The sequence below is a fragment of the Pseudomonas sp. NFACC24-1 genome (genome assembly GCF_900115235.1).
In the GTDB taxonomy this organism is placed as follows: domain Bacteria; phylum Pseudomonadota; class Gammaproteobacteria; order Pseudomonadales; family Pseudomonadaceae; genus Aquipseudomonas; species Aquipseudomonas fluorescens_AA.
Genome location: NZ_FOVS01000027.1, coordinates 50,570 through 63,338, shown reverse-complemented (window position 1 = coordinate 63,338; position 12,769 = coordinate 50,570). Strand labels below are relative to the sequence as shown.

Sequence of the window (12,769 nt, the reverse complement as noted above, 5' to 3'; positions counted from 1 at the left end):
AGGTGATATCACTTTGGTTTTTCTGCCACGAGCAAATGGTAACCTTTGCCCGTTCGTCCGTCCTTCTGCGACTTGATGTCGCACACTATGGAGCTTCACCAGAAAATACAGCCATGCCTGCGTGCAATGAAGGCTGAGGGTGACGCGTGGCTGACGGACCATTCCAATAACTGGGGGATACACAATGAGCACGAGCATCACGGCGGGCGGCGTCGCCGACCAGCCTGCGTTCCTCTCCAAGGAGCGCATCATCGCCAAGCCCGGTTTCAACCGGTGGCTGGTTCCACCGGCCGCACTGGCCATTCACCTGTGCATCGGCATGGCCTATGGCTTTTCGGTGTTCTGGCTGCCACTGTCCAAGGCCTTGGGTGTCACCAAGCCTGTGGCCTGTGCACCGGATATGAGCTTCATCTCGCAAGTCTTTTCGTCCCAATGTGACTGGCCGATCTCGATGCTCGGCTGGATCTACACCCTGTTCTTCATCTTCCTGGGTTGCTCGGCAGCCATCTGGGGTGGCTGGCTGGAACACGCCGGGCCACGCAAGGCCGGCGTTGTATCGGCCTTGTGCTGGTGCGGTGGCCTGCTGATTTCCGCGTTGGGTATCTATACCCATCAGATCTGGCTGATGTGGGTCGGTTCCGGGGTGATCGGTGGTATCGGCCTGGGCCTGGGCTATATCTCCCCGGTGTCGACCCTGATCAAGTGGTTCCCGGACAAGCGCGGCATGGCGACCGGTATGGCGATCATGGGCTTCGGCGGTGGCGCGATGGTCGGTGCTCCACTGGCCGCGGCGCTGATGAACCATTTCGCTTCGCCAACGGGCGTGGGCGTATGGCAGAGCTTCCTGGTCATGGCCGCGATCTACTTCGTGTTCATGATTGGTGGCGCCTTGTCGTACCGCGTACCGCCGACCGGCTGGAAGCCTGAGGGCTGGACCCCGGCACCGAAGAAAGCCGCGAACGCGATGATCACCCATCGCCACGTTCACGTGAATGTTGCCTGGAAAACCCCGCAGTTCCGTCTGGTATGGCTGGTGCTGTGCCTGAACGTATCCGCCGGTATCGGCATCCTGGGCATGGCTTCGCCACTGTTGCAGGAAGTGTTCGGCGGCAAGCTGCTCGGCAACGACCTGCCGTTCGGCCAGCTGGACGCTACGCAACTGGGCCAGATCGCGGCCATCGCGGCCGGCTTCACCGGTCTGTTGAGCCTGTTCAACATCGGCGGTCGGTTCTTCTGGGCCTCCTTCTCGGATTACCTGGGTCGTAAAAACACCTATTTCGTGTTCTTCGCCCTGGGCTTTGCCCTGTACGCGCTGATCCCGAACCTGGGGCACCTGGGCAGCGTCGCGCTGTTCGTGGCGGCGTTCTGCATCATCCTGTCGATGTACGGCGGCGGTTTCGCCACCGTGCCGGCCTACCTGGCGGACCTGTTCGGTACGCAAATGGTTGGCGCGATCCACGGTCGCCTGCTGACCGCCTGGGCTGCGGCGGGCGTGCTGGGTCCGGTGCTGGTGAACTACCTGCGTGAATATCAATTGAGCATCGGCGTTGAACGCGCCGCGGCCTATGACATCACCTTGTACATCCTCGCCGGCCTGCTGGTGCTGGGCTTCCTCTGCAACCTGATGGTCCGTCCGGTCGCCGACAAGTACTTCATGACCGACGCCGAACTGGCCGCCGAACAGGCGCTGGGGCATGACAAGGGCGCCGACAGCAGCACGTCGCTGGAGTGGAAAGCTGCGCCGGGCACCAAGCCCCTGGCGATCGCCGCCTGGCTGGTGGTGGGCATTCCGTTGGCGTGGGGTGTGTGGGTGACCCTGCAGAAGACGGCGGTGCTGTTCCGCTAAGACCGTTGCCCTGACCAACAGGACAGGGCAACCCTTGTGGGAGCGGGCTTGCTCGCGAAGGCGGTCTGTCAGTTAACGATGATGTTGGCTGATACACCGCTTTCGCGGGCAAGCCCGCTCCCACATTTGTTTTTGGGTGATGGCAAAATTTGCGTCCATGACTTGTATGGACATGTCTATCACCGACAGCCCGGGATTCAGCCCGTCAGTGATGTCACCTCTTGTGTTTCTGTTTGCCGCTCGCGCCCCTATAATGGCTGCCTTTTTCGCCCAATGATTTTGCGGAGCTGGTGATGGCCGAACGTAAGGCGTCTGTCGAGCGCGACACTCTGGAAACCCAGATCAAAGCCTCGATCAACCTGGATGGCACCGGAAAGGCCCGGTTTGATATCGGCGTGCCTTTTCTTGAGCACATGCTGGACCAGATCGCCCGTCACGGGCTGATCGACCTGGACATCGTCAGCAAGGGCGACCTGCATATCGACGACCACCATACGGTGGAAGACGTGGGTATCACCCTGGGCCAGGCCTTTACCAAAGCCATCGGCGACAAGAAAGGCATCCGTCGCTACGGTCATGCCTACGTGCCGCTCGATGAAGCGCTGTCGCGGGTGGTCATCGACTTCTCCGGCCGCCCGGGCCTGCAGATGCACGTGCCGTATACCCGTGCCACCGTCGGCGGCTTCGACGTCGACCTGTTCCAGGAATTCTTCCAGGGCTTCGTCAACCACGCCAACGTCACCCTGCACATCGACAACCTGCGCGGGCACAACACCCATCACCAGATCGAAACCGTGTTCAAGGCTTTCGGCCGCGCGCTGCGCATGGCCGTGGAGCTCGATGACCGCATGGCCGGCCAGATGCCTTCCACCAAGGGCGTCCTGTAATGCAGACGGTCGCGGTTATCGACTACGGCATGGGCAACCTGCACTCGGTGGCCAAGGCCCTCGAGCACGTGGGCGCCGGCAAGGTGCTGATCACCAGCGATGCCGACGTGATTCGCGAAGCCGACCGGGTGGTGTTCCCCGGCGTCGGCGCGATTCGTGATTGCATGGCCGAGATTCGTCGGCTGGGCTTCGACAAGCTGGTGCACGAAGTCAGCCAGGATCGTCCGTTCCTCGGCATCTGCGTGGGCATGCAGGCCTTGCTCGATCGCAGCGAAGAGAACGATGGTGTCGATTGCATCTCGCTGTTCCCGGGCCAGGTGAAGTTCTTTGGCAAGGGCCTGCACGAAGACGGCGAGCACTTGAAGGTCCCGCACATGGGCTGGAACGAAGTGAAGCAGACGGTGGATCACCCGCTGTGGCACAACATTCCGGACCTGGCGCGCTTCTACTTTGTGCACAGCTACTACATCGCCGCCGGCAATGCGCGGCAGGTGGTGGGCAGCGGTCACTATGGCGTCGATTTCGCCGCGGCCCTGGCCGATGGTTCGCGCTTCGCCGTGCAGTTCCACCCGGAGAAGAGCCATACCCATGGCCTGCAACTGTTGCAGAACTTCGCGGCGTGGGACGGGCGCTGGTAATGGCCCGCAAGAAACCGCCGATCCTCACCCTCACGCCCGAGCAGGAGAGTGGAGCGAACCGCAAGATCCAGCGGTTCATGGAGGAGCGTTTCGAACTGGACCTGGGTTCGTTCGAAGCGGCGGAAATTCTTGACCTGTTTACCCGCGAAATTGCGCCGCACTATTACAACAGGGCGATTTTCGATGTGCAGACGCACCTTAAAGAAAGGTTCGAAAGCATTGAAAGCGACTTGTGGGCTTTAGAAAAAAGCAGCTGAAAGCTTCAAGCCACAAGCTGCAAGAATTGAAACGCGTGCCTGCCTGCAGCTTATAGCTTGCAGCTTGCAGCTCTTTGACGAAGGAAAAGCATGCTCATTATCCCCGCTATCGATCTCAAGGACGGCGCTTGCGTACGTCTGCGTCAGGGCCGCATGGAAGACTCCACGGTGTTTTCCGATGACCCGGTGAGCATGGCCGCCAAGTGGGTGGAGGGCGGCTGCCGTCGCCTGCATCTGGTCGACCTCAATGGCGCCTTCGAAGGGCAGCCGGTCAATGGCGAGGTGGTCACGGCCATTGCCAAGCGCTATCCGAACCTGCCGATCCAGATCGGCGGCGGCATTCGCTCGCTGGAAACCATCGAGCACTACGTCAAGGCTGGCGTGAGCTACGTGATCATCGGCACCAAGGCGGTGAAGGAGCCTGAGTTCGTTGCCGAAGCGTGCCGCGCGTTCCCGGGCAAGGTCATCGTTGGCCTCGACGCCAAGGACGGCTTTGTCGCCACCGACGGTTGGGCTGAAGTCAGCACCGTGCAGGTGATCGACCTGGCCAAGCGTTTCGAAGCCGACGGCGTGTCTGCCATCGTCTACACCGACATCGCCAAAGACGGCATGATGCAGGGCTGCAATGTCCCGTTCACCGCCGCCCTGGCTGCCGCCACCAAGATTCCGGTGATCGCCTCCGGTGGCATCCACAACCTGGGTGACATCAAGGCACTGCTCGACGCCAAGGCGCCGGGCATCATCGGCGCGATCACCGGTCGCGCGATCTACGAAGGCACCCTGGACGTCGCCGAGGCCCAGGCCTTCTGCGATTCCTACAAAGGCTGAGGACTCACCATGGCGCTGGCCAAACGCATCATCCCTTGCCTGGACGTGGACAACGGCCGGGTGGTCAAGGGTGTGAAGTTCGAGAACATCCGTGACGCCGGCGACCCGGTGGAAATCGCCCGTCGCTACGACGAACAGGGTGCGGACGAGATCACCTTCCTCGACATCACGGCCAGCGTCGATGGCCGCGATACCACGCTGCATACCGTCGAGCGCATGGCCAGCCAGGTGTTCATCCCGCTGACCGTGGGCGGTGGCGTGCGCACCGTGCAGGACATCCGCAACCTGCTCAATGCCGGTGCGGACAAAGTGTCGATCAACACCGCGGCAGTGTTCAACCCGGAGTTCGTCGGCGAAGCGGCCCAGCACTTCGGCTCGCAGTGCATCGTCGTGGCTATCGATGCGAAGAAGGTCTCCGGCCCGGGCGAAACCCCGCGTTGGGAAATCTTCACCCACGGCGGTCGCAAGCCCACGGGCCTGGACGCCGTCGAGTGGGCGAAGAAGATGGAAGGCCTGGGCGCCGGTGAAATCCTGCTGACCAGCATGGACCAGGACGGCATGAAAAACGGTTTCGACCTGGGCGTCACCCGCGCCATCAGCGATGCCCTGGGCATTCCGGTGATCGCGTCCGGCGGTGTCGGCAACCTGCAGCACCTGGCCGACGGCATCCTGGAAGGTCATGCCAGTGCGGTGCTGGCGGCGAGCATTTTCCACTTTGGCGAATACACCGTGCCGGAAGCCAAGGCCTATATGGCCCATCGCGGTATCTGCATTCGCTGACCGCTGGACACCATGGCGGGCCCAAGGCACTCTTGGGCACACCATGGATTGCGGTAGCCCGACATGCTCAAACGCCTCGTTCTTGCCTTTGCCGGTGCCACGTTGCTGCTCGCAGGCACTGTCCGCGCCGCTGATACATCGCTGGTGTTGCTGACGGAAAACTTCCCGCCGTACAACATGGCCAAGAATGGCAAGAACTTCGCCCAGGACGAGAACATTCATGGCATCGCCGTGGACATCGTCCGTGAAATATTCAAACGCGCCGATATCTCCTACAGCCTGACGCTACGTTTCCCCTGGGAGCGCATCTACAAACTCGCCCTGGAAAATCCGGGTTACGGTGTGTTTGTCATGGCGCGGTTGCCGGAGCGTGAGAAGCTTTTCAAATGGGTCGGCCCCATCGGTCCGGACGACTGGATCATGCTCGCCAAGGCCGACAGCAAGATCACTCTCGACTCGCTGGAGCAGGCGCGTCAATACAAGATCGGTGCCTACAAGGGCGACGCAATTGCCGAGACATTGGCCAAGCAAGGGCTGAAGCCGATTGTCGTGTTGCGGGACCAGGACAACGCCAGGAAACTGGTCAACGGCCAGATCGACCTGTGGGCCACCGGGGACCCGGCCGGGCGTTACCTGGCGCGCCAGGAAGGGGTGACCGATCTCAAGACCGTGCTGCGTTTCAACAGTGCCGAGTTGTACCTGGCCTTGAACAAGGACGTGCCCGATGACGTGGTCGCCCGGCTTCAGGCGGCCTTGGATGAGCTCCGCAAGGAAGGGGCTGTGGACGTGATCATGGCGCGGTATCTCTGACCGCTGGAACAAACCTGTGGGAGCGAGCTTGCTCGCGAAAGCGGTGGGTCAGCTTGCAGGGATGTTGAATGTGTCGCCGTCATCGCGAGCAAGCTCGGTCCCACAGGGATCTGCTGTGGACGCCAATCTTGTGCCCGATGCAAGACCACTGTGGGAGCGAGCTTGCTCGCGATGGTGGCGACGCGGTCGCCGCTACCGATAAACCCCATCCTTCCCATGCCCGGCCATCGCCCGATTGCTGCGCAGGCTGATCATCGACTTGATGTCGATCCATTCGATGCCCTGGGCCTTGAGCTTGGGTAGCTCGCGTTCGAGTACCGCCAGGGTCTGCGGATAGGGATGGCCGATCATCACGGCCGAGCCTTGCCGGCGAGCCAGGTCGATAGCGGTTTGCAGCTGTTGGGCGATGGCGGTTTCGGTGCGCTCGTCGTCCAGGAACACATCCCGCGACACACTGGCGAGGCCGATCTTTTGTGCTTCGGCGGCGGCGACGGTCTGGGCGCTGGTGCGGCTGTCGACGAAAAACTTGTGGCGCTGCTGCAAGTTCGCCATCAGCCACGCCATGGCCTCGGACTGGGCGGTCATGCGGCTGCCCATGTGGTTGTTGACCCCGCTGGTGTAGGGCACGGCGGCGAACGCGGCGTCGAGGCGCTTGCCCAGTTCTTCGATGGACAGGTCCGGATGCCAGGCGAACGGCCCGGTGGCCGGGTCCATGGGCATGTGCAGCATGACCAGCTTGCCGGCGCGATGGGCTTCGCGGGCGAATTCGGCGGCGTGGGGGGTGTCAGGCATGATCGCGGCGGCGACCGGCCCGGGAAGGGCGAGTACCCGACGGTCCCGGGGCAGGTTCTGCCCCAGGTCGTCGATGATCAGGCTCAGGTACGCCTTGTGCGGCGAAGAGGGCGTGGCGGGCGCCGCGGTAACGGCCCCCGCCAGCAGGCACAGCAGGACGAAGGTGAAACGCAGGCCCATCTCAGCGGCCGGACGTGATGTTCAACCCTTTGAGCAAGCTCAAGGCCTGGGCCAACTGATAGTCGTCATCCTGGGGCATCGGCTTGGCCTTGGCGCCGGAACCGGTCGGTTTGTCGGCGCCGCCGTTGCCATTGCCCAGGTGACCTTGCAGGTCGGCTTCCTTGAAGTACTCGCTGTCCTGCTCGTTGGTGATCTTGGCCTTGCGCACTTCGATGTCCGGGACAATGCCCTGGGCCTGGATGGAACGGCCGTTGGGCGTGAAGTACAGCGCGGTGGTGATCTTCAGGGCACGGTCGTTGTTCAGGGGCAACACGGTCTGTACCGAACCCTTGCCGAAGCTGGTGGTGCCCATGACCACGCCGCGCTTCTGGTCCTGCAGGGCGCCGGCGACGATTTCCGAGGCCGAAGCGCTGCCACCGTTGATCAGCACCACCAATGGCACGGCTTCGCTCAGGTCATTGCCGGTGGCCGAGAAGCGCAACTCGGAATTGGCGATGCGGCCCTTGGTGTAGACGATCAGGCCCTTGGTGATGAAGTGATCCACCACTTCCACGGCTGATTGCAGTACGCCGCCGGGGTTGTTGCGCAGGTCCAGGACCAGGCCGTTGAGTTTCTTGCCGTTGTCCTTGCGCATCTTGGCCAGGGCCTTGGCGACTTCTTCGCCGGTCTTGACCTGGAACTGGGTGATGCGGATGTAGCCGTAGCCCGACTCCAGCAACTGGCTCTTCACGCTCTTGACCTGGATGACCGCACGGGTCAGGGTCACGTCGAACGGTGTACCACCGTCGCGTACCAGGGTCAGGGTGATCTTCTGGCCGATCTTGCCGCGCATCTTGTCCACGGCTTCGGTCATGCTCTGGCCGCGCGTCGGCTGGCCGTTGATCTTGACGATGAAGTCACCGGCCTGGATGCCGGCCTTGGAGGCAGGCGTATCGTCGATTGGCGAGACCACCTTGACGAAGCCGTCTTCGCTGCCGACCTCGATGCCCAGGCCGCCAAACTCGCCGCTGGTGCTTTCCTGCAGCTCGGCGAAATCTTCCGGGCCCAGGTATGCCGAGTGCGGGTCAAGGTTGCTGAGCATGCCCTTGATGGCGTTCTCCAGCAGCATCTTGTCATCCACCGGTTCCACGTAGGCGGCCTTGATCCGGTCCATGACCTCGGCAAAGGTGCGCAGTTCGTCCAGCGGCAGCGGCGCCTTGGTGGTTGCGGCCGTGGCGGCGGGGGCCGACGGGGCCGGTTCGGCGGCAAAAGCCAAAGGCGCACCGATCACGAGGGCGATCGTCAGGGCCAGCGAGGTAAGGCGGGACAAATGCAGCATGTCGAACGAACTCCTTAATAGGATGGGCGCGCTTATCCTTGCGCACGACACCATTGGGCCGGGTCACTGGGGCGACCCTGCTGACGAATAGCGAAATACAGTGCTGGCGTGTCCTGCCCGCCACTGTTACCGACCGTGGAGATGGACTCACCGGCCTTGACCACATCGCCCGCCGCCTTGAGCAGCGTCTGGTTGTGGCCGTACAGACTCAAATAACCATTGCCGTGATCGAGGATCACCAGCAGGCCGGCGCCGCGCAACCAGTCGGCGAATACCACGCGCCCACCATGCACGGCATGTACCTGGCTGCCGGCCGAGGCGCTGATCATCACCCCGTCCCACTTGGTGCGGGTGTCGTCGCCGCGGGTTTCACCGAAGCGCGCAAGCAATCGACCATTGACCGGCCATGGAAGTTTGCCTCGGGCTGAAGCAAAAGCGCCGCCAAAGGTTTCGCCGTCGCTGGAAACCAGTGCGCCGGGGCTGGATTTTGCCGGTTTGCGCGGTGCATCGCCGGCGTCTGCGTCGGCCTGGGCTTCACGCAAACGCTTTTTTTCGGCTTCCTGCTGGGCGATCAGCGCTTTCTGGCGCGCTTCTTCCGCCTCTCGGGCCTGGCGGGCCAGGGTTTCTTCGATGGTTTTCAACACATTGGCCAGTTCGGCCTGGTCCTGCTCGCGGGCCTTGAGCTTGCTGTCGCGGGCCTTTACATCGTCATTGAGCTTGGCCAGGGCCACCTGGCGTTCCTTGCGAACCTTTTCGAGTTCTTCGCGCTGGGTGTCGAGGCTGCTTTTCTGCACCAGCAACTGGGCCTGCTGCAGCTCGATGTCTTTTTCGACATTGGCCAGTTGGCGCAAGGTTTCATTGAAGCTCTTGAGTTGTTCCAGGCGGGCCTGGCTCAGGTAATCGTAATAGGTGAGGGTCCGGGCGAATTTCTCGGGGTTCTGCTGGTTGAGTAGCAGCTTGAGGTATTCCTGGCGGCCGTTCTGGTAGGCGGCCCGGGCCTGGATGGCGATCAGCTTTTGCTGTTCAGTGCGCGCGCTCTGGAGTTTTTTTTTCTCTCCATCGAGCCGCTGCAGCTCGGATTCGCTTTTCTTCAGTTCTTTCTGCAGGGCGTCGACCTGCTTTTCCAGCTTGCCCATCTCGGTTTCGGTGCCGCGCAGGTCTTTCTGCACGCTGGATTTCTCTTCCTGCAACTTGCCCAGCAGTTTTTTCAGCTCGGCAATGTCCTGGCGCGTGGCTTCCAACTGCTGTTGGGTTTGCGCGCGCTCGTCGGCAAAGGCCGGTTGGAGCAAGCAGGTCAGAGCGAGGGCTATCAGGACGCGAAGCATAGAGGCGGGCGACACCAGGGAAAGGGACGGCCTAGTATGCCCGCCCCACGCTGCAAAAAAAACGCCCATTTGGGGCTGTGTGATAACTGGCCCGAAAACACTGCCGACCAATGTGGGAGCGGGCTTGCTCGCGAATGGGGGCTGCCAGTCGACATTTATGTGTCTGGTCTACCGCATTCGCGAGCAAGCCCGCTCCCACAAGGGATGTGTTTCGTCAGACCAGGATCGAAGTCCCGGTCATTTCCGCCGGCTTTTCCATGCCCAGCAACATCAGCATGGTTGGCGCCACGTCAGCCAGCACGCCACCCTCACGGACCTTGAAATCCCGCTTGCCGACATAGATGAACGGCACCGGCTCGGTGGTGTGGGCGGTGTGGGCCTGGCCGGTGGATTCGTCGGACATCTGCTCGACGTTGCCGTGGTCGGCCGTGATCAATGCTTCGCCGCCGACCTTTTCCAGGGCTTCGACGATGCGGCCGACGCAGGTGTCCAGGCATTCCACGGCCTTGACCGCCGCCTCGAACACACCGCTGTGGCCGACCATGTCGCCGTTGGCGTAGTTGACCACGATCACGTCGTAACGCTGGTTTTCAATGGCGTCGACAATGCGGTCGGTCACTTCCGGTGCGCTCATCTCCGGTTGCAGGTCGTAGGTGGCGACTTTCGGCGATGGGATCAGGATGCGTTCTTCGCCCGGGAAAGGCTCTTCACGGCCGCCGGAGAAAAAGAACGTCACGTGGGCGTACTTTTCGGTCTCCGCGATGCGCAGTTGGGTCTTGCCGTTTTTCGCCAGGTAGTCCCCCAGCACGTTTTCCAGGCTGCCGGCGGCAAAGGCCGAAGGCGCGGGAATGCTGGCGGCGTATTGGGTCAGCATGACGAAACCGGCCAGCTTTGGCTGACGGGCGCGCTCGAACTCCTTGAAATCGTCTTCGACGAATACGCGGGTCAGTTCGCGGGCGCGGTCGGCACGGAAGTTCATGAACACCACCGCGTCGCCGTCTTCGACTTTCACCGGCTCGCCAATGGTGGTGGCCTTGACGAATTCATCGCTTTCGCCGCGTTCGTAGGCGGCTTGCAGGCCTTCCTGGGCGGTGGCGGCGTTGAATTCGGCGCTGCCGTCGACGATCAGGTTGTAGGCCTGGGCCACGCGATCCCAGCGGTTGTCACGGTCCATGGCGAAGTAGCGGCCGACGAGGCTGGCGATGCGCCCCTTGCCGAGGGCCTGGAACGTTGCGTCCAGCAGCTCGATCGACGACGTGGCGCTTTTCGGCGGGGTGTCGCGGCCATCGAGGAACGCGTGCAGGTAGATCTTCTCGGCGCCGCGCTTGGCAGCCAGCTCGGCCATGGCGATCAGGTGGTCCTGGTGGCTGTGCACGCCACCGTCGGACAGCAGGCCCATGAAGTGCACGGCCTTGCCGGCGGCCACGGCTTTATCCACGGCGGCGCAGATGGTCGGGTTTTCGAAGAACTTGCCGTCGCGGATCGATTTGGTCACGCGGGTGAAGTCCTGGTACACCACGCGGCCTGCGCCGAGGTTCATGTGGCCGACTTCGGAGTTGCCCATCTGCCCGTCCGGCAGGCCGACGTCCATGCCGCTGCCGGAGATCAGGCCGTTGGGCACGGTGGCCCACAGGCGGTCCAGCACAGGCTTGTTGGCCGAATACACGGCGTTGGATTCGTGGCTGTCACTGTGACCGAAGCCGTCGAGAATCATCAGGACCAAAGGTTTAGGCGTGGTAGTCATGGAATCCACTCGTGGCGGGTTAAAAGAAGACGATGGAAAAGGGACGGGCAGTTTAAAGGTAAGTTCCGGCGGCGTCACCGCCGGGCGGGGTTTGGCCGGCCTTGCGTGCTGTGTATACTGGCCGACATTTTAACGCCCTGGAACCTCCTTCGATGGTTGCTCACCTGATTCAATTTGCCACTAACCACTACATTCTCGTCGGTATCTTCGTCGTGCTGCTGGCGCTGCTGGTCGCCCACACGATGCAGGGCGGCGGTCGCAGCCTGAGCACTGGGGAGCTGACCGCACTGGTCAACAAGGATGCCGGCCTGGTGGTGGACATCCGCCCGAGCAAGGATTACGCCGCCGGTCACATTGTCGGGGCGGTGAACATTCCTCAGGACAAACTGATGGCGCGGATCGGCGAGCTGGAAAAACACAAGGCCAAGACACTGATCCTGGTGGACGCCCAAGGCCAGCACGCCGGCACCCACGCCCGCGAGTTGATGAAGTCCGGTTTTACCGCCGCCAAGCTGTCCGGCGGCGTTGCCAGCTGGAAAGCCGACAACCTGCCCCTGGTGAAGTGAAATGTCCCACGTTGTTGTCTATTCCAGCGATTACTGCCCCTATTGCTCCAGAGCCAAGTTCCTGCTCCAGAACAAAGGCGTGGCCTTCGAAGAGATCAAGGTCGACGGCAAGCCGCAACTGCGCGCCGAAATGACCCAGAAGGCCGGGCGTACGTCCGTGCCGCAGATCTGGATCGGCAGCACCCACGTGGGCGGTTGCGATGATCTGTTCGCCCTGGAGCGCGCCGGCAAGCTCGACGCGCTGCTCAAGGCCTGAATTCCCACTAAAGAACCTGAAAGTAAGAAGGATCTGCGATGACTGACCAACAGAACACAGCTGCCAGCGAAGAAGAAGCCGCACCGCAATTCTCCTTGCAGCGCATTTATGTACGTGACCTGTCCTTCGAAGCCCCGAAAAGCCCGGCGATCTTTCGCCAGCAGTGGGAGCCGAGCGTAGGCCTGGACCTGAACACCCGTCAGAAAGCCCTGGAAGATGACTTCCACGAAGTGGTGCTGACCCTGTCGGTCACCGTCAAGAACGGTGACGAAGTGGCGTTCATCGCCGAAGTGCAGCAGGCCGGTATCTTCCTGATCAAGAACCTGGATGCCCCTTCGATGAGCCACACCCTGGGCGCGTTCTGCCCGAACATCCTGTTCCCTTACGCCCGGGAAACTCTGGACAGCCTGGTGACCCGCGGCTCGTTCCCGGCCCTGATGCTGGCACCGGTGAACTTCGATGCCCTGTATGCGCAAGAACTGCAGCGCATGCAGCAAGAAGGCGGCGCGACCGTTCAGTAATCCGGTCTGGCGTTGACGCAA

General features: G+C 62.0%; 14 protein-coding genes. 10 read left to right on the top strand and 4 right to left on the bottom strand.

From position 1 onward, the window contains the following. Nucleotides 1–184: 184 nt before the first annotated feature. The 7 genes from BM317_RS22370 to BM317_RS22335 all read left to right on the top strand — a co-directional run bounded on the left by BM317_RS22370 (nt 185) and on the right by BM317_RS22335 (nt 6,046). Entirely contained in the window at nt 185–1,846 is a 1,662-nt protein-coding gene (locus BM317_RS22370; RefSeq protein ID WP_060739614.1) for an OFA family MFS transporter, read from the top strand. A 293-nt stretch (nt 1,847–2,139) separates the two neighbouring features. Beyond that, nucleotides 2,140–2,733, top strand: a complete 594-nt coding sequence (gene hisB, locus BM317_RS22360) for an imidazoleglycerol-phosphate dehydratase HisB (protein WP_003186751.1) — start codon at nt 2,140–2,142, stop codon at nt 2,731–2,733. Then, nucleotides 2,733–3,371 (top strand): imidazole glycerol phosphate synthase subunit HisH, encoded by a 639-nt coding sequence (hisH, locus tag BM317_RS22355; protein ID WP_024619262.1) that lies wholly within the window; start codon nt 2,733–2,735, stop codon nt 3,369–3,371. The genes hisB and hisH overlap by 1 nt, the downstream gene beginning before the upstream one ends. After that, the gene (locus BM317_RS22350) at nt 3,371–3,628 is read left to right on the top strand and encodes a DUF2164 domain-containing protein (protein WP_092476274.1); all 258 of its coding nucleotides are present in this window, start codon (nt 3,371–3,373) and stop codon (nt 3,626–3,628) included. Before hisH ends, BM317_RS22350 begins: the two co-directional genes overlap by 1 nt. A gap of 90 nt (nt 3,629–3,718) precedes the next feature. After that, the gene (gene hisA, locus BM317_RS22345; RefSeq protein WP_060739613.1) at nt 3,719–4,456 is read left to right on the top strand and encodes a 1-(5-phosphoribosyl)-5-[(5-phosphoribosylamino)methylideneamino]imidazole-4-carboxamide isomerase; all 738 of its coding nucleotides are present in this window, start codon (nt 3,719–3,721) and stop codon (nt 4,454–4,456) included. Nucleotides 4,457–4,465: 9 nt separating this feature from the next. Next, nucleotides 4,466–5,236 (top strand): imidazole glycerol phosphate synthase subunit HisF, encoded by a 771-nt coding sequence (gene hisF / locus BM317_RS22340; RefSeq protein WP_003196830.1) that lies wholly within the window; start codon nt 4,466–4,468, stop codon nt 5,234–5,236. A gap of 63 nt (nt 5,237–5,299) precedes the next feature. Continuing rightward, nucleotides 5,300–6,046 (top strand): substrate-binding periplasmic protein, encoded by a 747-nt coding sequence (locus BM317_RS22335; protein ID WP_092173374.1) that lies wholly within the window; start codon nt 5,300–5,302, stop codon nt 6,044–6,046. A gap of 192 nt (nt 6,047–6,238) precedes the next feature. Here BM317_RS22335 and BM317_RS22330 read toward each other — a convergent pair whose 3' ends face one another. The 4 genes from BM317_RS22330 to gpmI all read right to left on the bottom strand — a co-directional run bounded on the left by BM317_RS22330 (nt 6,239) and on the right by gpmI (nt 11,405). After that, entirely contained in the window at nt 6,239–7,018 is a 780-nt protein-coding gene (locus BM317_RS22330; RefSeq protein WP_092476272.1) for a divergent polysaccharide deacetylase family protein, read from the bottom strand. A gap of 1 nt (nt 7,019) precedes the next feature. Then, nucleotides 7,020–8,336: a S41 family peptidase gene (locus tag BM317_RS22325; RefSeq protein WP_060739610.1), complete on the bottom strand. Its 1,317-nt coding sequence runs from the start codon at nt 8,334–8,336 to the stop codon at nt 7,020–7,022. A gap of 32 nt (nt 8,337–8,368) precedes the next feature. Then, complete coding sequence (locus BM317_RS22320) at nt 8,369–9,661, bottom strand: murein hydrolase activator EnvC family protein (RefSeq protein WP_092173380.1); 1,293 nt, start codon at nt 9,659–9,661, stop codon at nt 8,369–8,371. 214 nt (nt 9,662–9,875) lie between these two features. Next, entirely contained in the window at nt 9,876–11,405 is a 1,530-nt protein-coding gene (gene gpmI, locus BM317_RS22315; protein ID WP_092476270.1) for a 2,3-bisphosphoglycerate-independent phosphoglycerate mutase, read from the bottom strand. A gap of 152 nt (nt 11,406–11,557) precedes the next feature. Here gpmI and BM317_RS22310 point away from each other — a divergent pair, with 152 nt between their 5' ends. Genes BM317_RS22310 through secB form a run of 3 tightly spaced genes read left to right on the top strand, consistent with a single transcriptional unit; the run spans nt 11,558 to nt 12,748 of the window. Further along, nucleotides 11,558–11,971 carry a rhodanese-like domain-containing protein gene (locus tag BM317_RS22310; RefSeq protein WP_060739607.1) on the top strand — a complete coding sequence of 138 codons (414 nt, stop codon included), beginning with the start codon at nt 11,558–11,560 and terminating at the stop codon, nt 11,969–11,971. A 1-nt stretch (nt 11,972) separates the two neighbouring features. Next, complete coding sequence (gene grxC / locus BM317_RS22305) at nt 11,973–12,227, top strand: glutaredoxin 3 (RefSeq protein WP_092173383.1); 255 nt, start codon at nt 11,973–11,975, stop codon at nt 12,225–12,227. A 38-nt stretch (nt 12,228–12,265) separates the two neighbouring features. Next, nucleotides 12,266–12,748 carry a protein-export chaperone SecB gene (gene secB, locus BM317_RS22300; RefSeq protein WP_060739605.1) on the top strand — a complete coding sequence of 161 codons (483 nt, stop codon included), beginning with the start codon at nt 12,266–12,268 and terminating at the stop codon, nt 12,746–12,748. The last annotated feature ends 21 nt before the right edge of the window (nt 12,749–12,769 follow it).